This window comes from Streptococcus oralis, from assembly GCF_001578945.1.
GTDB lineage: Bacteria > Bacillota > Bacilli > Lactobacillales > Streptococcaceae > Streptococcus > Streptococcus oralis_Q.
In genome coordinates this window covers 9,954-29,020 of the sequence record NZ_KQ969554.1, presented here as the reverse complement: position 1 = coordinate 29,020, position 19,067 = coordinate 9,954, and the positions used below count along the sequence as shown (strand labels likewise).

Here is a 19,067-nt window from a genome sequence, read left to right as displayed (position 1 = left end):
ACCTCCTTAGTTTCCAATTGCAAAGGTAAGAGTACCACTCGCTGCAAGCTTACCATCTACTTCAGCCTTTGCTTCAACCACAGCAATCGTACCACGACGTTTAACAAAAGTAGCCGTCATGACTAATTGATCACCTGGTACAACTTGCTTCTTGAACTTAACCTTGTCCATTCCAGCGTAGAAGACCAGTTTTCCTTTATTTTCGGGTTTGGACAATTCCAAGACACCAGCGGTCTGGGCCAAGGCTTCCATGATAAGAACACCTGGCATGACTGGGTATTGAGGAAAATGACCATTGAAGAAAGGTTCATTGATGGTGACATTTTTAATGGCAACAATGGTATCCTCGCTCACTTCCAAGACACGATCCACTAGGAGCATGGGGTAGCGATGGGGTAGAGCTTCTTTGATTTCTTGAATATTGATCATTTGATACGTACCAATCCTTTACCAAACTCAACCATTTCTTCATTTGAAACGAGAATTTCTGTCACCACACCATCCTTAGGTGCAGGAATCTCATTCATGACTTTCATGGCTTCGATGATCACCAAAGTCTGACCTTTTTTAACACTGTCTCCGACTGTGACAAAGGCAGGTTTATCTGGTCCAGCGGCCAAGTAAGCCACCCCTACAAGTGGGCTTTCAACAACATCACCCTCTGGAGTAACAGTCGTTTCAGCTGGTGCTGGTGCTTCTTCCACAGATCTCTCTACTGAAGTTGAGGGGGCAGAAACTACTGGATTTGCAGCTACTGGAGTTGGCACTGAAGCAACTTGAGCTGGTGCTTCGGAAGCCATTCTTGCTTCATTCTTACTAAACTGCAATTCGTCCGTTCCGTTTTTATAAGAAAATTCTCTCAAACTTGATTGGTCAAATTGAGCCATCAAGTCCTTGATCTCATTTAAATTCATAATTATTTATTCTCCCAACGTTTGAAAGCAAGAACCGCATTGTGTCCGCCAAAACCAAAAGTATTTGAAATAGCATAAGGGATTTCTTGCTCCAAGCCTTGTCCGTAAACGATGTTCGCTTCGATATAGTCTGATAACTCACTTGTTCCAGCTGTCATTGGTACAAAGTTATGACGCATGGCTTCGATGGTAGCGATGGCTTCTACTGCCCCTGCAGCACCAAGCAAGTGTCCTGTAAAGGACTTGGTTGAAGATACAGGTACTTCTTTACCAAGGACAGCTACGATCGCACCACTTTCTCCTTTTTCATTAGCAGGAGTTGAAGTTCCGTGAGCATTGACATAAGCCACTTGCTCTGGAGAAATTTCTGCTTCTTCCAAAGCCAGTTTAATCGCCTTAATCGCACCTTGACCTTCTGGATGAGGTGAAGTCATATGATAAGCATCACAGGTATTTCCATAACCAACTACTTCAGCTAAGATAGTTGCACCACGTTTTTCAGCGTGTTCAAGGCTTTCAAGAACCAACATCCCAGAGCCTTCCCCCATCACAAAACCATTACGGTCTTTGTCAAATGGAATAGAAGCACGGGTAGGATCTTCTGTAGTTGATAGGGCAGTCAATGCTTGGAAACCAGCGATAGCAAAAGGAGTGATAGAAGCTTCTGATCCACCAACTAGCATGACATCTTGGAAGCCAAACTTGATAGAGCGGAAGGCATCCCCAATGGCATCGTTTGATGAGGCACAGGCTGTATTGATTGATTTACAGATACCGTTTGCTCCGAAGCGCATAGCAACATTCCCTGAAGCCATATTTGGCAAGGCTTTTGGAAGAGTCATTGGCTTAACACGTTTTGGACCTTTCTCATGCAAACGGATAACTTGATCTTCGATTTCCTTGATACCCCCGATACCAGAAGCCACGATGACACCAAAGCGATCTTTATCGATTGCTTCTACATCAAGATTAGCATTTGTTACCGCTTCTTGAGCTGCATACAAGGCATACAAAGAATAGTTGTCAAAACGATTGGTATCTTTCTTGATAAAGTATTTATCAAAAGGAAAGTCTTGGACTTCTGCCGCATTGTGCACAGCAAATTCGCTGTGGTCAAACTTAGTGATTTCTCCAATTCCAATCTTCCCAGTTTGCAAACTGTTCCAAAATTCTTCTGGAGTATTTCCGATAGGAGAGGTCAATCCGTAACCTGTTACTACAACTCGATTTAGTTTCATCTGTCTTACCTATATCTTTCCTTATTTTTTACATGCTAAGTCCGCCATCAACAGCGAGAACTTGTCCAGTCAAATAATCCTGTCCAGCCAGGAACACTGTAGCATCTGCGATATGTTCTGCTTGACCAAACTGTTTCATTGGGATTTGGGCCAATGTCGCTTCCTTGACCTTATCAGATAAAACAGCAGTCATATCTGACTCGATCATTCCTGGTGCAAGAGCATTTACGCGAACATTACGATTGGCAACTTCACGTGCAACTGACTTGGTAAAACCAATCAAACCTGCTTTAGAAGCTGCATAGTTGGCTTGTCCGATATTTCCCATCAAACCGACCACACTAGACATGTTGATGATCGCACCTTCACGTGCCTTAATCATCTGTTTCAAGACTGCTTGCGTCATGTTGAAGGCACCTGTCAAGTTGATCTTAATCACTTTTTCAAAGTCTTCTTCAGTCATCTTGAGCATAAGCGTATCTTGAGTGATCCCAGCATTGTTGACCAAGACATCAACAGAACCGAGTTCCGCAATCGCTTGATCTACCATACGCTTGGCATCTGCAAAGTCTGAAACATCACCTGAAATCGGTACTACTTTGACGCCGTAGTTTGAAAACTCAGCCAGCAATTCTTCTGAGATTGCTCCGCGACTATTCAAAACTACATTAGCGCCTAGTTGGGCAAATTTGTGAGCAATGGCAAGTCCGATACCACGACTTGAACCTGTTACAAAGACATTTTTGTTTGTAAGTTGCATTCTATTTCTCCTGTTTCCTCTTGTATTTTGTGGGAGAAGGGATCATTAGTTTCCTAACAAAGCATCCAAGCTTGCTTGGTCTTCAACGTTAGCTAGCTGAGCTGTTTTATTGATTTTTTTGACAAAGCCTGATAGGACCTTACCAGGACCAATTTCAATAAAGTTGGTCACCCCAGCATCCTGCATCACAGCAATACTTTCATAAAAACGAACAGGTTCTTTGACCTGACGCGTCAAAAGCTCTTGGATTCGATCTTTTTCCATAACAGCAGCCTCCGTATTGCCGACTAGTGGGCAAATAAAGTCAGAGAAACTCACTCCCTCAAGAGCACCAGCTAGTTGCTGACTGGCTGGATCGAGAAGGGCTGTATGGAAAGGACCCGATACATTTAAAGGAATCAATCGTTTTGCTCCTGCTTCCTGCAAGAGTTCAACTGCGCGGTCAACCGCAGCCACCTCACCACCGATGACGATTTGGCTTGGGGTGTTGTAATTGGCTGGAGTCACTACTCCAACTTTAGAGGCTGTTTCACAAGCTTCCTCAATCACTTCTACTGGAGTATTAAGGACGGCAACCATCTTTCCAGAGCCTACAGGTGCAGCCTCTTCCATATAAGCACCACGCTTAGCAACCAAGGCAACTGCATCCTCAAAGTCCAAGGCACCACTTGCTACAAGAGCAGAATATTCTCCAAGGGACAATCCTGCTACCATATCCGGCTGATAGCCCTGTTCTTTCAATAGTCGGTAAATAGCAACCGAAGTCGCTAAAATAGCTGGTTGCGTGTAGCGAGTCTGGTTCAACTTGCTTTCTTCCTTATCAATCAAGTCACGAAGGTCATAACCCAAAACCTGACTGGCTTGGTCAATTGTTTCCTTGACAATAGGATAGCGATCATAGAGATCACGCCCCATCCCTAGATACTGAGCACCTTGACCCGCAAATAGAAAGGCTGTTTTAGTCATTTCTTACAACTCCTGCCCAACGTTTTGCTTCTTCTTGAATTTTCTTAGCTGCCCCATAGTATAGATCTTTTAGGATTTCTTCAACTGTTTCTTCCTTACTGATCAAACCTGCGATTTGACCGGACATGACAGAGCCATTCTCCACATCACCACGGACAACCGCATTGGCTAGAGCCCCTGCACCTAGATTATCAAAAACAGTCAAGTCTGGATTTTCTTGCTTAAAGGCTTCTTTTTCGGCTTTTTCAAAATCACGGGTTAATTTATTTTTAATAGCCCGTACAGCGTGACCAAAATGCTGAGCAGAGATGGTCGTATCAATATCTCGAGCTTTCAAAATCATATCCTTATAGTTCTGATGGGCATTGGATTCCTTAGCTACTACGAAACGCGTACCGACTTGAACGGCCTCAGCGCCAAGCATAAAGCCTGCAGCGGCACCCTCACCGTCCGCAATTCCTCCAGCTGCAATAACTGGAATTGAAACAGCTGCAGCAACTTGACGTACCAAGGTCATAGTTGTTAATTTACCAATATGTCCACCGGCTTCCATTCCTTCTGCAATAACTGCATCTGCACCAATTTTTTCCATGCGTTTCGCCAAAGCAACACTTGGAACAACAGGAATAACTGTAATTCCTGCATCATGGAAACGGTTCATGTATTTACTTGGATTTCCAGCACCAGTTGTAACCACCTTAACCCCTTCTTCAATCACGAGATCAACGATGTCTTCTACAAAGGGTGACAAGAGCATGATGTTGACACCAAAAGGTTTATCCGTAAGTGATTTGATTTTATCAATATTAGCCTTTACGACCTCTTTAGGTGCATTTCCACCACCGATAATCCCTAGACCACCAGCTTTTGATACCGCACCAGCCAAGTCACCATCAGCAACCCAGGCCATTCCTCCCTGAAAAATAGGATAATCAATGTTCAATAATTCTGTAATACGTGTTTTCATAGTGCCTCCATCATTCCTTGCTTACGTAATAGTTCGATGAGTTTATCATTTGAATTTCAAACTATTACCTAAACAAGAGGGAGCGGGTCTCCCCTACTCCTTCTAGTAATATGTTAATTATTTTGTTTGCTCTTCAACGTAGGCAACCAAGTCACCAACTGTTTTCAAGTTATCTTCTGCTTCGATTTGGATATCAAAAGCATCTTCGATTTCGGAGATTACTTGGAACAAGTCCAATGAATCTGCATCCAAATCATCAAAAGTAGATTCAAGTGTTACTTCTGATGCGTCTTTCCCAAGTTCTTCAACGATAATTTCTTGTACTTTTTCAAATACTGCCATGATAGGACTCCTTTAAAATATAAAAAATTTATAACTATGTGTTTACCACATGATTACCTAGATTGTAAGAATGAGTGTGCCCCATGTCAAACCTCCACCGAAGCCTGATAGGAGAATTGTCTGGCTACCATCTAAACGAATCTTGCCATTCTCCACACACTCTGAGAGCAAAATCGGGATACTTGCCGCACTGGTATTTCCATACTCCATCATATTGGCAGGAAGCTTGTCTCGATCTACACCGATTTTCTTAGCCATCTTATCCAAAATGCGGATATTTGCCTGATGAAGCAAGAGATAATCCAATTCCGATGCTGCGATTGGACCATTTTCAATGGTTTCTTTGATCGATCTAGCAACATCTCGATTTGCAAAATCAAAAACTGCTCGTCCATCCATCTTCAAAAAAGCAGGAACTGCTTTTTGATCTGAGAAAGGAGAAGCCAAAGCCGTTTGACCATAGGTCAAACACTCGCTCCGCGAGCCATCCGTATAGAGACTTTCTACAAGGAAATGACGTGTTTCGCTCGCTTCCAAGAGAACCCCACCAGCACCATCTCCAAAGAGAACAGCTGTTGAACGATCTGACCAATCAACTGCCTTGGATAAGGTCTCAGCCCCGATAACAATCCCTTTTTTGAACTGTCCAGAGCTTAAAAACTTTTCTGCAGTTGAGAGAGCGAATACAAAGCCACTGCAAGCTGCTGTCATATCGAAGGCGAAAGCTCTATGCGCTACGATATTTGCCTGAACTCGAGCTGCTGTAGATGGCATCATCGAGTCTGGGGTAATCGTCGCTACAATGATAAAATCAATCTGATCCGCTGTTAAGCTCCCCTTAGCCAGCAAGCTCTTAGCAACTTCTGTCGCCAAGTCACTTGTAGACTCTGTTTTTGAGATATGTCTTTGTTTAATTCCTGTCCGACTTGAAATCCACTCATCGCTTGTATCCATGATTTGGGCTAAGTCATGATTAGTGACCACTTGCTCTGGAACATAATGAGCAACCTGGCTTATTTTTGCAAAAGCCATTATTTCAAATCCTCCAAAAATTGATAAAGGTTAGTCAAGCCCCTGCCCATCACTTCTATCTCTTCAGAACTCATACCATCGATAATTTTTTCGACCATGGCCTTGTGGAAACGTTTATGAAGACGGTGAACCAAACGACCTTTCTTTGTCAAATGCAAGTAGACCACACGACGATCCTGATCAGAACGAATGCGCTCAACATAACCTTTTCTTTCGAGATTATTCAAGCTGGTCGTAACAGTTCCAAGAGTGACCATCAGTTCTTTAGAAACCTTACTTGGTGTCGCCTCTGGGAACTTGCCAATCACATCAATCGTGTGCATTTCTTTGATGGAGATGTCTTTGAAACGACTACCTCGTAAGCTAACCTCCTCAATCACAAGGACATTATTAAAAATAGATGTTAAATACTCATTCACTTGTTGGTAGTCCAAAGTATTCCCTCCTTCTCAAAAAAACTTTTGCATTCAAAACATTTGACACAAAAAGTATATCAAACTCCAAAGAATTGTGCAAGTATTTTTTTATTTTCCTGAAAATTTTGGTCGTCTTCTTTCGGAATGAGCTCGAACTCCTTCTTTAAAATCTTCAGTCAAAGACAAAGATTCTTGCAGTTTCAATTCCAATTCAGCATAATTCTGCCAATCCTTAAATTGGCTTTCCCAAACCAACTTCTTAATGGCTGCATAGGAATTAGCTGAACCTCGTCTTAATTTCTTCAGAACTTGTTCCCGTGTTTTTTCTAATTTATCAGCTTCACAAACACGGTATACCACGCCCCATTCCAGTGCTTTTTCCGCAGTCAAAGCTTCTCCTGTCATGGCAAGTTGCGCAGCCCGTGTTACCCCGATGCTACGACTCAAGAGATGAATCCCACCAGCGTCTGGCGCTAAGCCAACTCCGACAAAGGCTTGGATGAATTTTGCCTTATCAGTCGCCAAACAAAAATCGACTGCTACTGCCATATTGGCTGCAGCACCAGCAACTGCTCCATCTACCTCCATCAAAACAGGTTTAGGGATTTGCTTGATTTTATAGGAGATTGTATTGACCAATTCTGCAATCTTATTCAAAGAAGGGATGTCATCTTCATCCACTGCTCGTTTCATCTCAACCAAGTCTCCTCCAACTGAAAAGACCTTGCCATTCGCGTTTATCAAGATAAACTGAACAGCTTGTTCCTGCTCAGCTAAGGTCAAAGCTTCTAAAATCTCCTCACACATTGGGATATGGAAACCATTTGCCACTTCGGGACGATTCAAAGTAATGATAGCAAGATCATCTACGATCTGATATAGAATATGATTCATAGCTTCTCCTTTTCTTTTGTAAGGTGATAAAATTATTTCATTACCAAAGTATATCTTTTTTTAGATAAAGAGGCAAGGAAAAACTAAAGGAAAGTGTCTCAGCTGATAAAAAACGCTCACTTTAGCCTAAAGACTATACTATTTTCTTCATTGAAAAATGCCGCTCTTTCTGCTATAATCGTATAAAATACTTACTTGAGGAGTCCTTATGAAGGTTGTAAAATTTGGTGGAAGTTCGCTTGCCTCTGCTAGTCAGTTAGAAAAAGTCTTAAACATCGTTAAAAGTGATAAGGAGCGCCGTTTTGTGGTCGTTTCCGCACCGGGTAAACGCAATGCTGATGATACCAAGGTGACCGATGCTTTGATTAAATACTATCGCGACTATGTGGCGGGAAATGATATCAACGCTAGTCAAAGCTGGATTATAGACCGTTATGCCGCTATGGTGAGTGAACTAGGGCTAAAACCTGCTGTTTTAGAAAAAATTTCTAAAAGCATTCGCGCCTTGGCAACTCTTCCTATAGAGGACAATGAATTTCTCTATGATACCTTCCTAGCTGCTGGAGAAAATAACAATGCTAAACTCATTGCAGCCTACTTTAACCAAAACGGCATCGATGCACGCTATGTTCACCCAAGAGAAGCTGGAATCGTTGTCACAAGTGAACCAGGAAACGCACGTATCATCCCATCTAGTTATGACAAGATTGAAGGCTTGGCTGATAGCAACGAGGTCCTTGTCATCCCAGGTTTCTTTGGAGTCACTAAGGAAAATCAAATCTGTACTTTTTCACGTGGAGGTTCAGATATCACTGGTTCCATCATCGCTGCAGGTGTCAAAGCCGACCTTTATGAAAACTTTACAGATGTCGATGGTATCTTTGCTGCCCATCCTGGTATTATCCACCAACCACACTCTATCCCTGAATTGACCTACCGTGAAATGCGTGAGTTGGCCTATGCAGGTTTCTCAGTCCTTCACGATGAAGCCCTGCTCCCTGCCTACCGTGGAAAAATCCCTCTTGTCATCAAGAATACCAATAACCCTGACCACCCAGGTACGCGCATTGTTTTAGAACACAGTAGTGATAAATTCCCAGTAGTAGGGATTGCGGGTGACTCAGGATTCGTCAGCATCAACATGTCGAAATACCTCATGAACCGTGAAGTTGGATTTGGTCGCAAAGCCTTACAAATTCTCGAAGATCTTAACATCGGATGGGAACACATGCCAACAGGTATCGATGATCTTTCAATCATTCTCCGTTCTCGCGAACTAACTCCTATCAAGGAAGAAGAAATCCTTCGTCAGTTGGTTCAAAAGGCTGAAGTGGATCATGCTGAAATCGAACACGACCTTTCCATCATTATGATTGTCGGAGAAAAGATGAAGAGTCATATCGGGGTAACTGCTACTGCAACACGTGCTTTGTCTGAGAATAAAATCAACATCCAGATGATGTCCCAAGGGTCAAGTGAAGTTTCCATCATGTTTGTTGTCAATAAAGAGCAAGAAAAAGCAGCTATCAAAGCTCTCTATCAGGCCTTTTTCGATGAAAGTAAGGAAGACTAATCATGGCCCAATCACTAAATAAAGTCATTGACCTGCAAACTACTGGAACATCTTACCTCTCTATCTCTGGAAAGGTCGGGAAATTTCTCGTCGGGGATCAAGCCTTAGAGTTTTATCCTGATGTCAATGTCGAACAATATATCCAAATCCCCTGGTCCAGTATTCAGCAAATCGGAGCCAACGTAAGTGGCCGCAAAATCAGCCGTCACTTTGAAGTCTTCACTGATCAAGGAAAATTCCTCTTTGCCTCAAAAGACTCTGGGGCTATCCTCAAAATCGCTCGGGAAAAATTAGGAAACGACAAGGTCGTAAAACTTCCGACTCTGCTCCAGACCATTGGACAAAAACTTAAAAATCTATTTGCAAAAAAGTAGAAACTTTAGTATAATCATAGCAACGGATAAGTAAGTTATCTCCTTCTTTCAGAAAGTCTGCGGGTGCTGCGAGCAGATAGAGGGGATAGGTGAAATTCTACCGTTAGTAACAATTACATACACAATCAAGTGCACACCTGTGAAGTTGGATGGAACCGTGGCTCTGCCACTCCAACGCTTTGTTAGGTGTGCTTTTTTCATAAAGGAGTTCTTATGTTAGATATCAAACGTATTCGTACAGACTTTGATGCCGTCGCTGAAAAATTGGCAACACGTGGCGTAGATGCTGCTATCCTTAACGAGATGAAAGAAATCGATGCTAAGCGTCGTGACATCTTGGTCAAGGTTGAAACGCTCAAAGCAGAACGTAACACAGTTTCAGCTGAGATTGCCCAAGCTAAGCGCAACAAGGAAAATGCCGATGATAAGATTGCTGCGATGCAAACCCTATCTGCTGAAGTCAAAGCCTTGGATGCTGAATTGGCGGATATCGATGCTAAATTGACAGAATTCACCACTACTCTTCCAAACATTCCAGCTGACAGCGTTCCTATCGGAGCTGACGAAGATGACAATGTGGAAGTCCGCCGTTGGGGGACTCCGCGCGAGTTTGACTTTGAACCAAAAGCTCACTGGGATCTTGGTGAAGACTTGGGTATCCTTGACTGGGAACGTGGCGGTAAAGTAACAGGCGCTCGCTTCCTCTTCTATAAAGGTCTTGGAGCTCGTTTGGAACGCGCTATCTACAACTTTATGTTGGATGAGCATGGTAAAGAAGGCTATACGGAAGTCATCACACCTTACATGGTTAACCACGATTCTATGTTTGGTACTGGTCAATATCCAAAATTTAAGGAAGACACTTTTGAATTGAAAGACACTAATTATGTCCTCATTCCTACAGCTGAAGTGCCTCTTACAAACTACTACCGTGATGAAATCCTTGACGGTAAAGACCTACCAATCTACTTTACCGCTATGAGTCCATCTTTCCGTTCTGAGGCTGGCTCTGCCGGTCGTGATACACGTGGCTTGATTCGTTTGCACCAATTCCACAAGGTTGAAATGGTCAAATTTGCCAAACCAGAAGAATCTTACGAAGAATTGGAAAAAATGACAGCCAACGCTGAAAACATCCTTCAAAAACTCAACCTTCCATATCGTGTCGTTGCGCTCTCTACTGGAGACATGGGCTTCTCAGCTGCCAAGACTTACGATTTGGAAGTTTGGATTCCAGCACAAAATACTTACCGTGAAATCTCAAGCTGTTCAAATACAGAAGATTTCCAAGCTCGTCGTGCTCAAATCCGTTACCGTGACGAAGCCGATGGCAAGGTTAAACTCCTTCATACCTTGAATGGTTCTGGACTTGCAGTTGGACGTACAGTAGCCGCTATTCTTGAGAACTATCAAAATGCAGATGGTTCTGTAACCATTCCAGAAGTACTTCGTCCATATATGGGTGGAGCTGAAGTTATCAAACCATAAAAATAAGGTTTAGCTATTTCTAGCTAGACCTTTTTTCGTAACCAAATCAGATAAGCACCCAATACAAAGAATAAAATAGTGAGGCATATAACAATTTCAGCAAACACCAGATAATCCAGAAATGGAAGTTTCAAGATTTCCTGAGCCATCTTGAGCGAAGTAGCTGTGATAATGGTTGGGAAGGTGAGGGCTGAGAAAGCTGGTTGAAAGCCTTCTTTTAAAATATTGGGCAGGCGAGTTAAAACAAAGAAAAAGAAGGACTGAGATGCCAAAATCATGACGATCAAGAGCCAAGTCGGTAGACCTGCTCCTCCAACTCGAACTAGAGAAGCTAAGAGTAGAGAAAAGGGAGCACAGTAGATTCCTTCCTGTCCAAGCAAGGCTACTGGGAGTGGAGTTTTCTTTAAATCGCTATAAATAAGAGGATAAAGATAGAAGGTCAAGACAAAACCGAAACTCAAGGTCGCATAGGCAATTTCAACGATACCTACCAGAGGATAGGTCAAGGCAGCTACTGCTATCCCCACATAGAGCACCGTCCAGCTTGGAGTCGCATTGACTCTCTTGCCTGAACAGGCAAATTTGATGGTAAAAGTAGTGATTAAAGCGAGGTCCAAGAGAAAGGAAAACCACCAGAGCCCTTGTGATATCACAGGAAGACGAGGGAACAAACGAAAGATATAAGTCGATAAAATCATCCCTGCCATGGGAAAGGTGGCCATCCCAGATAAAAGAGGGGGCTTGGTCAATTCTTTCTTGGTTTCTTCCCAATTAAAAAGATGAAGAATCAGAAAGAAAATCCACAAAACTAAACCAGTCAGACTCAATAAATGCGACAGAACAGGCCAAGTATCTGCAATCAGATTGCCTGCACCTGCTAAGCCTAGTAAACAGCCAGAAAATACCAAGGGGAGCTTTTTCATCTGAGCCTCCAATAATCATGTTATTATTAGTATAGCATAAAAGCGCTTAAATGAGAGCTTAAAAAAACGAAGTCGGAAATTCAAACTTCGTTTTTATTCTACTTTTTTAACTCGTTGCTAAGATATGGCGCAACTGAACAGCGCTTGGAGAAACAATTGGAAGAAAGGCTCCTTCATTCCAACGACGGATAAAACCAGATGTTGATTTGCTAAAGTAGCCTCTACCGCCACCTGCTTGTAACTCTAATAGAAGACTTTGGGCAACAACATCCACAATGTCTATTCTTAACTGAAAGAGTTCACGCGGATTGGTAACGAAATAGGACCGGTCAGACAATCCCTGATAAAGAGCTTGCCGAATATCCTCTAACTGCTCTACCTGATATTTCCATTCATCTGTTAATACACTTCGTCTCCCCAATTCTTTTTCTACTTCTGATAGAGAGCGTTCAGCTAAACCAAAAGCCAAACCAAATTGGTAACCTAAAAATGCGGGACGGTTTTGAGTTAAAAATTCTTTAGCATTCTTGGATAGAATCCACTCTTCTTTTAAAGGAACCCTATTAAAGGTCAAAGAAGCAGTATTCCCTCCCTGAAGAGAAACGAATTCTAAGTCTTCTGAACGACTAAAATTCTCTGCGTCTGATGGCACAGCCACCACATAACTTTTACTTGGATCATCAGCAAAACCTGCCACAAAAATGGTTAAGAAACGATTTCTACGTGCATTGGTTACCCATGGCAGTCGCCCTTTTAGATAAAATTGTCCATTTTCTTCAAGAACACGAACATTCAGTTCCTCTAGGTCAGATAGATACTTGACAGCATTAGACAGGGCGGTTGCGCCTGCATATTCACCGGACAAGAGTTTTTCCAGATAGGTTTCTTTCAAATAGGAATTCTCTGTATGGAGAATATTGTCAATTAGGGTTCGTTGCCCCCAGGAAATAAAGGAGGCCGTCAAGGAATGTTGAGCGAGCTCTGCTAGGATATCAATGACATCTTGATCACTTCCGTCTGAACCGTCGAGAGATTCTGGAACACCTACACGAAAAGCTCCTTCTGCTGCAATCCTTTCAATCAGTTGCTCTCCAGCCTCACAAGACTGTTTATCAATTTCATCAGCATGCTGGTCTAACCAGCTCAAAAACTCTTCGGAAAAAAATCCCATACTCTTTCCTCCTATTATGCATAAGGTTGCAATTCTGGGTTGATAGGCGTATTGGCTAGGTTGTTAGCATAGTTGCAAAGGCTAGCAAGACTAACACCCAGAACCACATCCAAGGCATTTTGTTGCGTGTAGCCAGCTTCCAAAAATTCAGCCAAGGCTTCATCTCCTACACGCCCTTTGGTATTGATGACCGCCAAGGTAAACTTAGCTAGGGTATCTAGTTTTGGGTCTGTCTCGATTGGAGTACGGTTGCGGAGAGCTTGGAGAAGATCATCGTTCATCTGGATTTGTTTGATTGAAAAGGCAGTATGACCAGCCACGCAGAAAGCACAACCATTGGTTACAGCAGCTGTGATTTGCACTACTTCACGTTCCACTGGTGTCAGACTATTGCGACGGTTGATGGCTCCGACAGTTCGGTAGGCTTCAAGCGCGGTTGGGGCATTGGCCAAGAGACCGATTAGGTTGGGAATATAGCCATTGTTGTCTTTTTGTACTGTTTCAAGAACTTCTTTTACTTCTGCTGGTGCTGATTCTACTGTGTGGATGGTAAATGTTGTCATAAGAAACCTCTTTTCATTTTATTGTCATTTAGTCTATCATAGAATTTTCCCCTTGGATAATATATATTTTCAATCGCCATGATAGGAAATGTCTATGAAATGAAAAAAATCACACTAAAAGTGTGATTGGGTTAGTGTTTAAAATACTTTCTGGTTTCGGCAATAACGACTGGCGACAAGACTAAGAGGGCAATCAAGTTTGGTAGAGCCATTAAGGCATTGACGATATCTGCGATAATCCAAACCATATCCAACTCGATAAATCCTCCCAACAAGACCATGAGCACAAAGACTACACGGTAAAGCCAGATAAAACGAACACCAAAAAGAAACTCAAAACAACGTTCTCCGTAGTAGTTCCAACCTAGAATTGTCGTAAAGGCAAAGAGTACAAGGAAGATGGTCAAAAGGACTGGTCCAAAGTGTGAAAAGACTGTTGAGAAGGCTGACTGAGTCAAAGCCACTCCATTCAGGTCACTATTCCATACTCCAGTCACCAAGATGGTCAAACCAGTCAGAGTACAGATAATCAAAGTATCAATAAAGGTTCCTGTCATGGAAATCAAACCTTGTTCTACTGGTTCGTTTGTCTTAGCCGCAGCAGCTGCAATGGGAGCTGAACCCAGACCAGATTCGTTAGAGAAGACACCACGCGCCACACCATTTTGGATAGCCATCCGAATGCTGGCACCTGCAAAACCACCTACCGCGGCAACCGGGCTAAAAGCTGATGTCAAGATTAGAGCGATTGTAGCAGGGAGTTTTCCAATATTGAAAAAAATAACTGTCAAGGTTCCCAAAATATAAATGATAGCCATAAAAGGAACAACAGCTGTCGAAACCTTAGAAATAGACTTGAGTCCGCCAAAGACAGCAATCCCTACAAGAATGGATAGAATCAAAGCCGTGATAGCTGGATCAACTTGGGCTGTATTTTGAATGGATTCTGTAATCGAATTGACTTGGGTAAAGGTACCAATCCCTAGAAGGGCTACCAATACACCCGCTAGGGCAAAGAAGATAGCAAGTGGACGCCACTTTTCTCCCATCCCCAAAAGGATGTAATGCATGGGCCCTCCAGCTACAGCTCCATTTGCATCCTTAGTACGGTATTTGATGGCCAGCAAGCCTTCGGCATATTTGGTCGCCATCCCAAAGAAGGCCGCCATCCACATCCAAAAGAGGGCCCCTGGTCCCCCAACCTTAATGGCTGTCGCTACCCCGATGATATTTCCCGTACCAACGGTGGCGGCTAGAGCTGTACATAGAGCAGCAAAGCTCGACACATCGCCATGCCCCTTATCCTTGGTAAAGATCAACTGAAAGGCCTTAGGGAGACGAGCCACCTGCAAAAGGCCTAGTCGGATGGTCAAATAGATACCTGTTCCGACCAATAAGATCAAGAGGGGGGGCCCCCAAGCAAAAGCATCAATTGATTTAAGCAATTCTAACATTCTATTCTCCTATCTTTTCAACCCCAAAAGAAAGAGCACATGCAAGATACATGTACTCTGGAATGCTTAGATAAATGCTAAAAAGCGGTCTATCCTAGCTCTGTCCTTTTACCTGAGAGTTTGAGCAGTTTCCTGCCTTGCCCCTTCGGTGCCTTTACGGTCTCTCCAGAGTTCCGTCCATTTACAGTCATGGAAAACAAACCTTTCTCCACTTCTATTAAACTTCATTCGGTGTTGGTATTTAATTGATTCTTATTTTACAAAAAATGTTGGCTTTTGTCAATGTGTTTTGGAAAATTCTCATTTGATTTGTTTTGGGAAATTCAATTTCTATATTTTGAAATCATTTAAAATTTCTTAAAATAATTCGCGAAATCATACACTCTCCAATTTCTGCTATAAATCTTTCAAGTTACTATTTACAATTTCTTTGCTCATCTCATTATTAAAGAAAGGAAGACCAACGATATGATAACGTTCATCGTCCAACAAAGTTCGTGCCTCATCTCTTTCAGTAATTTGCAGTAAGAATTTCTCTTTCCAGCCTTCTTTACTATTTTTGAACGTATTATTACTATCCAAAAATTGACTTCCTTTTGGCTCAATGAAAATCTGCCAAGAAGTATTTCCAACTTTTTTATCATTTGCAAGCAAGATAAAGTCAGGCTCAAAGGCACGTCCTTCATCAAAACTATAAATTTTTACAGCTTTTTCATTTCGCAAGAGATAAATATCAGACCACTTTTCCTGCAAATCATTCATCCATTCACGGATAGCACGTACCAGATATTTTTCTTCGCTCGTTCCAAAGTTGTCATCATAGGCATACCAGTCTAGCTGATCAATATTTTCGAAAATCTCTGTTTCAGACTTCGTTTTCTGTGACCGTCCAAACTCTGCATTTCCAGTAGCATTAACAGTATACTTTCTCAAGATATTCTCTTCAAAAACCTCACGCACTGGAACTGACTCAAAGATATTCGAACCATAAAAACGTTCCTCTGTTGGAATGATGTCCTTCTCAATGTGATGCAAAAGCTGTTCAGCTATATAAAGTTTCTGCTCTGCTGTCAGGTCACTCACTTTTGATAAAGAAGACTCTAAACGGATAGGGACTTTCGAAAGCATCTCTATAAAGGCAGAAACACCACGCAAGCCAAAGAAGGCTTGTTGAAGATTTTTAAAAGTATATTGTTTGTTCCGATTGATAGCAGTTCGCACAATATTAGGAGAGATCTCTTTGCCAAACTCAAAATACAAAGTATTAACTGTATTAGTCACAAAAACATCCTCTTCCGAAAATGCCTCAAAATCTCTTGTGGTAGAAGTCGGCAAACTCACCTCAAAGGAACTTGGAATAAAAGAGGTATCCAACAAACTTTCTTGTCTATGTTCGAGGTATTCTTGACGAGATAGTCGCTTGTTCATCCAGATAAGACCATCTGTGTAGGTGCGTGTTTGTTTAAAAGAGTCCTTCAACTTCAATTCACGCTCTTCCAAGTTGACATCATCAAAAATACCAGACTCACGCAAGACTTGTTTCAATTCTGAAATATAGCGTGGATTATTGGCTGAATGATAATGAAGTTGTTCGATGACACGGAGTTCATTGTGCTCATTTTCATCAAACTTTCGAGTAAATTTCTCCTCGACTTGGTTATCCATCACAAAAGGATAGTAACGAGCCCCACGTCCGATGAGTTGTTTCTCTGCATTGGTTGTCTTACCATCACGAGTATCATAGAGGCGCACGATATCAAAGAGATTGAGAACATCCCATCCTTCATTCAGCATATCCACCGCAAAAATGGCACGGATTTCATTTGAAGGTGACTCCAAGGTATTTAACTCTACCAAGCTATTGCTGGTTTTATTTTTCCCATCAATCAAGAGCAGGCGTTCACAACGAAAATCTTCCTGCAACTCTTCAATCAAGTCTTGGTCAGATAGTCCTAATCCCTCAAAGAAAGTAAAAGCTTTCTCTAAGATTCCTTTTCGCTCTCCCTCAGTCTCAGTCAGTCCTTTTTGAGCTTGCACCTGCTCCACCGTCAAGTTTGCCAGCATATCCAAAAAGGTATCTACATTTCCCTTACTTTCAGCAATTTTTTGCGACTTAAACATGATCAAAGGCTTGAGATTGATGCCATATTTCAGAGCAATTTTCTTACGATATTGACTGATAAGGATTGCCTGCAACATACGAGTTGGCAGGTCATTATCCACCAAGTGGAAAAGCACATCTTTAGAGTACTTATCCAAGCGGAACTCTTTCAAATCATACTTGAAAATCAAGGATTTTTCATACTTTTTAGCAATATCAGGATTGGCTAAATCAATGGTTGCTGTAAATTCAAACAAAGAAGACTTTTGAGCTGTACCTTGGATATTAGCAATAGTCGCCGTCCAGCTATCGTTTTCATCTTTTTCTTTCTTGGCAAGTCCTGCGTTCAAGTGATGGGCTTCATCTGCCAATAAGACAAGGGATAAATCTTCAAACTGCTCATAAGTCAGGCGATTTTCCCGTGGCGTATTTAAGTCTTGATGCAGTTTTTGAATAGTGGTAAAGACAATGTTTATACTATCTGGCTGGCTATCCGAAAAATCTGTCACCTCACGCACAGTCACCACTTGATTGTCAACCATGATTTTCTCCGCAAACAAATATTTTCCTGTTCCATTGGGCAAAAAATTCGCCCTTGTTTTGGTTAAGATATTGTCGTTGTTGACAAAAAAGATAAAATTACGTTCGCCTTGTTTGAACTTCTCAAGGATGATGGCAGCCATCAGTAAGGTTTTTCCTGAACCTGTCGCCATATTATAGAGGACTTGTTCTGGTTTTTGATAATGCTTTTCATCATTTTTATAGTAGAGATAGCGTCCAATCGCCTCTTTTTGGTAAGGACGCAAGGGATATTTCAGATTTTGCCTGATGTAGTCAGGGATCTTTTCCTTAAAATCAATAAAACCATTTTCACTTGCTTGGTTATAAATCTCATATACAAAAGACATCGACTCACTCCTCCCCGTAAAATTGACGGTTAAGTTTTTTATCTTGTTCTGTGATACCATAGTCGCTATCGTCTATCTCTGAGTAGTTGACATAGAGATTGTTATTATCCACCAACTCCAGCAAGACTTGTTTTTGTTCTGCCAATGATAATTTTTCAAACTCTTGTTTTTTCAACTTTTTCGGGTCAACTCGGTAAGAGAGGAAAGAAGATTCTTTTGCTTGTTCAAACAGCTCTGATAAAACCTCAGTAGAAGTTGCTTCTAAAATCTGGTTCTTGAAGTCTTGCGCATCATTCTTCAACTCACAATAAACGAAGGATCCCCCACCTTGCCAAGAGACGTCTTTGGAGATACCATCTTGTTCACCAGCGATAACTTTTTTCAAGCGCTCTACAGAAACTGTTTCAATATAGTCCATTTGTTCAATTCCGATATAACGACGATTCATTTTGTGGGCTACGGCTTGAGTTGTCGCACTTCCCATGAAGAAATCAAGAACGAGTTCACCTTCGTTACTTCCTAATTGAATCACTCTTTGAATGAGCTTTTCGGGTTTTGGTGTATCAAATATACTATTGCCTAAGATATTTTTTATCTCTTCCTTTGCTTGATGATTATGACCTACTTCATCAAATCTCCATAAAGTGTTTGATTTTATTCCATTATTTTTCAACTCTGATAAAAAGGTTTTTCGTGACGGGACAGCATCTCCATTTTTTCCAAAGTATATTTCATCATTTTTATCTAGTTTCTCCAGAGTTTCTTTAGAAAATCTAGGATAGGTTCCTACAGGCGGAGTCCAAACAACCCCATTCTTAAATGTGTATTTAAAATTCTTTCCATTTTCAGACCCACTTTTAGCATGTAAGGGGGTACTTTTCCATGCTCCTTTCTGATGATTGTCTGGGTTTGAATATGCTTTATTCATTTTTTCTGTTCTTGGAAGCAAATTAAGAACCCAGTTACTTTTATTTTTTGTATAT

General features: G+C 41.7%; 19 protein-coding genes and 1 riboswitch. Of the genes, 3 read left to right on the top strand and 16 right to left on the bottom strand.

Annotated features, from left to right (window positions below):
• Positions 1 to 6 precede the first annotated feature (6 nt).
• The 10 genes from fabZ to SORDD16_RS07955 all read right to left on the bottom strand — a co-directional run bounded on the left by fabZ (position 7) and on the right by SORDD16_RS07955 (position 7,529).
• Positions 7 to 429: a 3-hydroxyacyl-ACP dehydratase FabZ gene (gene fabZ / locus SORDD16_RS08000; protein ID WP_061453048.1), complete on the bottom strand. Its 423-nt coding sequence runs from the start codon at positions 427 to 429 to the stop codon at positions 7 to 9.
• Positions 426 to 914, bottom strand: a complete 489-nt coding sequence (gene accB, locus SORDD16_RS07995; protein WP_061453047.1) for an acetyl-CoA carboxylase biotin carboxyl carrier protein — start codon at positions 912 to 914, stop codon at positions 426 to 428. Before accB ends, fabZ begins: the two co-directional genes overlap by 4 nt.
• A 2-nt stretch (positions 915 to 916) precedes the next feature.
• Positions 917 to 2,152 (bottom strand): beta-ketoacyl-ACP synthase II, encoded by a 1,236-nt coding sequence (gene fabF, locus SORDD16_RS07990; RefSeq protein ID WP_061453046.1) that lies wholly within the window; start codon positions 2,150 to 2,152, stop codon positions 917 to 919.
• 28 nt (positions 2,153 to 2,180) lie between these two features.
• On the bottom strand, positions 2,181 to 2,912 hold the full coding sequence (gene fabG / locus SORDD16_RS07985) for a 3-oxoacyl-[acyl-carrier-protein] reductase (protein ID WP_049484271.1): 732 nt from the start codon (positions 2,910 to 2,912) through the stop codon (positions 2,181 to 2,183).
• A 45-nt stretch (positions 2,913 to 2,957) separates the two neighbouring features.
• Positions 2,958 to 3,878, bottom strand: coding sequence for an ACP S-malonyltransferase (fabD, locus tag SORDD16_RS07980; protein WP_061453045.1), 921 nt, complete (start codon positions 3,876 to 3,878; stop codon positions 2,958 to 2,960).
• The gene (gene fabK / locus SORDD16_RS07975) at positions 3,871 to 4,845 is read right to left on the bottom strand and encodes an enoyl-[acyl-carrier-protein] reductase FabK (protein ID WP_061453044.1); all 975 of its coding nucleotides are present in this window, start codon (positions 4,843 to 4,845) and stop codon (positions 3,871 to 3,873) included. The genes fabD and fabK overlap by 8 nt, the downstream gene beginning before the upstream one ends.
• 117 nt (positions 4,846 to 4,962) lie before the next feature.
• A complete protein-coding gene (locus SORDD16_RS07970; RefSeq protein ID WP_000257840.1) occupies positions 4,963 to 5,187 on the bottom strand; it encodes an acyl carrier protein in 225 nt (74 codons plus the stop codon).
• Between the two features lie 57 nt (positions 5,188 to 5,244).
• Positions 5,245 to 6,219 (bottom strand): beta-ketoacyl-ACP synthase III, encoded by a 975-nt coding sequence (locus SORDD16_RS07965; protein WP_061453043.1) that lies wholly within the window; start codon positions 6,217 to 6,219, stop codon positions 5,245 to 5,247.
• Positions 6,219 to 6,653, bottom strand: a complete 435-nt coding sequence (gene fabT, locus SORDD16_RS07960; RefSeq protein WP_000386342.1) for a fatty acid biosynthesis transcriptional regulator FabT — start codon at positions 6,651 to 6,653, stop codon at positions 6,219 to 6,221. The genes SORDD16_RS07965 and fabT overlap by 1 nt, the downstream gene beginning before the upstream one ends.
• A gap of 90 nt (positions 6,654 to 6,743) precedes the next feature.
• Positions 6,744 to 7,529 carry an enoyl-CoA hydratase gene (locus SORDD16_RS07955; protein ID WP_061453042.1) on the bottom strand — a complete coding sequence of 262 codons (786 nt, stop codon included), beginning with the start codon at positions 7,527 to 7,529 and terminating at the stop codon, positions 6,744 to 6,746.
• A 208-nt stretch (positions 7,530 to 7,737) separates the two neighbouring features.
• Here SORDD16_RS07955 and SORDD16_RS07950 point away from each other — a divergent pair, with 208 nt between their 5' ends.
• From SORDD16_RS07950 to serS, 3 genes are all read left to right on the top strand, one after another.
• Entirely contained in the window at positions 7,738 to 9,102 is a 1,365-nt protein-coding gene (locus tag SORDD16_RS07950; protein WP_061453041.1) for an aspartate kinase, read from the top strand.
• A 2-nt stretch (positions 9,103 to 9,104) separates the two neighbouring features.
• Positions 9,105 to 9,476, top strand: a complete 372-nt coding sequence (locus tag SORDD16_RS07945) for a DUF956 family protein (protein ID WP_045593221.1) — start codon at positions 9,105 to 9,107, stop codon at positions 9,474 to 9,476.
• Between the two features lie 213 nt (positions 9,477 to 9,689).
• Complete coding sequence (serS, locus tag SORDD16_RS07940; protein WP_061453040.1) at positions 9,690 to 10,964, top strand: serine--tRNA ligase; 1,275 nt, start codon at positions 9,690 to 9,692, stop codon at positions 10,962 to 10,964.
• Positions 10,965 to 10,987: 23 nt separating this feature from the next.
• Here the strand turns inward: serS and SORDD16_RS07935 are convergent, their stop codons facing one another.
• The 6 genes from SORDD16_RS07935 to SORDD16_RS07910 all read right to left on the bottom strand — a co-directional run.
• Positions 10,988 to 11,887, bottom strand: a complete 900-nt coding sequence (locus SORDD16_RS07935) for a TDT family transporter (RefSeq protein ID WP_061453039.1) — start codon at positions 11,885 to 11,887, stop codon at positions 10,988 to 10,990.
• Positions 11,888 to 11,993: 106 nt separating this feature from the next.
• Complete coding sequence (locus tag SORDD16_RS07930; RefSeq protein WP_061453038.1) at positions 11,994 to 13,058, bottom strand: acyl-CoA dehydrogenase family protein; 1,065 nt, start codon at positions 13,056 to 13,058, stop codon at positions 11,994 to 11,996.
• A gap of 14 nt (positions 13,059 to 13,072) precedes the next feature.
• Positions 13,073 to 13,621, bottom strand: a complete 549-nt coding sequence (locus SORDD16_RS07925; protein ID WP_000206774.1) for a carboxymuconolactone decarboxylase family protein — start codon at positions 13,619 to 13,621, stop codon at positions 13,073 to 13,075.
• A gap of 131 nt (positions 13,622 to 13,752) precedes the next feature.
• Positions 13,753 to 15,075 carry an alanine/glycine:cation symporter family protein gene (locus tag SORDD16_RS07920; protein ID WP_061453037.1) on the bottom strand — a complete coding sequence of 441 codons (1,323 nt, stop codon included), beginning with the start codon at positions 15,073 to 15,075 and terminating at the stop codon, positions 13,753 to 13,755.
• 90 nt (positions 15,076 to 15,165) lie between these two features.
• Positions 15,166 to 15,254: riboswitch (glycine riboswitch) on the bottom strand.
• 217 nt (positions 15,255 to 15,471) lie between these two features.
• Positions 15,472 to 18,084, bottom strand: coding sequence for a DEAD/DEAH box helicase family protein (locus SORDD16_RS07915; RefSeq protein WP_061453036.1), 2,613 nt, complete (start codon positions 18,082 to 18,084; stop codon positions 15,472 to 15,474).
• Positions 18,085 to 18,088: 4 nt separating this feature from the next.
• Positions 18,089 to 19,067: site-specific DNA-methyltransferase (locus SORDD16_RS07910; protein ID WP_164966504.1), on the bottom strand; the 979-nt coding region annotated here is incomplete at its 5' end.

What these genes read in the sequence shown, in the direction of transcription:
- fabZ (WP_061453048.1), bottom strand. Translation starts at nt 429, where the DNA reads ATGATCAATATTCAAGAAATCAAAGAAGCTCTACCCCATCGCTACCCC.
- SORDD16_RS07925 (WP_000206774.1), bottom strand. Translation starts at nt 13,621, where the DNA reads ATGACAACATTTACCATCCACACAGTAGAATCAGCACCAGCAGAAGTA.
- accB (WP_061453047.1), bottom strand. Translation starts at nt 914, where the DNA reads ATGAATTTAAATGAGATCAAGGACTTGATGGCTCAATTTGACCAATCA.
- fabD (WP_061453045.1), bottom strand. Translation starts at nt 3,878, where the DNA reads ATGACTAAAACAGCCTTTCTATTTGCGGGTCAAGGTGCTCAGTATCTA.
- SORDD16_RS07930 (WP_061453038.1), bottom strand. Translation starts at nt 13,058, where the DNA reads ATGGGATTTTTTTCCGAAGAGTTTTTGAGCTGGTTAGACCAGCATGCT.
- SORDD16_RS07945 (WP_045593221.1), top strand. Translation starts at nt 9,105, where the DNA reads ATGGCCCAATCACTAAATAAAGTCATTGACCTGCAAACTACTGGAACA.
- SORDD16_RS07950 (WP_061453041.1), top strand. Translation starts at nt 7,738, where the DNA reads ATGAAGGTTGTAAAATTTGGTGGAAGTTCGCTTGCCTCTGCTAGTCAG.
- serS (WP_061453040.1), top strand. Translation starts at nt 9,690, where the DNA reads ATGTTAGATATCAAACGTATTCGTACAGACTTTGATGCCGTCGCTGAA.
- SORDD16_RS07915 (WP_061453036.1), bottom strand. Translation starts at nt 18,084, where the DNA reads ATGTCTTTTGTATATGAGATTTATAACCAAGCAAGTGAAAATGGTTTT.
- SORDD16_RS07920 (WP_061453037.1), bottom strand. Translation starts at nt 15,075, where the DNA reads ATGTTAGAATTGCTTAAATCAATTGATGCTTTTGCTTGGGGGCCCCCC.
- fabG (WP_049484271.1), bottom strand. Translation starts at nt 2,912, where the DNA reads ATGCAACTTACAAACAAAAATGTCTTTGTAACAGGTTCAAGTCGTGGT.
- SORDD16_RS07935 (WP_061453039.1), bottom strand. Translation starts at nt 11,887, where the DNA reads ATGAAAAAGCTCCCCTTGGTATTTTCTGGCTGTTTACTAGGCTTAGCA.
- fabK (WP_061453044.1), bottom strand. Translation starts at nt 4,845, where the DNA reads ATGAAAACACGTATTACAGAATTATTGAACATTGATTATCCTATTTTT.
- fabF (WP_061453046.1), bottom strand. Translation starts at nt 2,152, where the DNA reads ATGAAACTAAATCGAGTTGTAGTAACAGGTTACGGATTGACCTCTCCT.
- SORDD16_RS07955 (WP_061453042.1), bottom strand. Translation starts at nt 7,529, where the DNA reads ATGAATCATATTCTATATCAGATCGTAGATGATCTTGCTATCATTACT.
- SORDD16_RS07970 (WP_000257840.1), bottom strand. Translation starts at nt 5,187, where the DNA reads ATGGCAGTATTTGAAAAAGTACAAGAAATTATCGTTGAAGAACTTGGG.
- SORDD16_RS07965 (WP_061453043.1), bottom strand. Translation starts at nt 6,219, where the DNA reads ATGGCTTTTGCAAAAATAAGCCAGGTTGCTCATTATGTTCCAGAGCAA.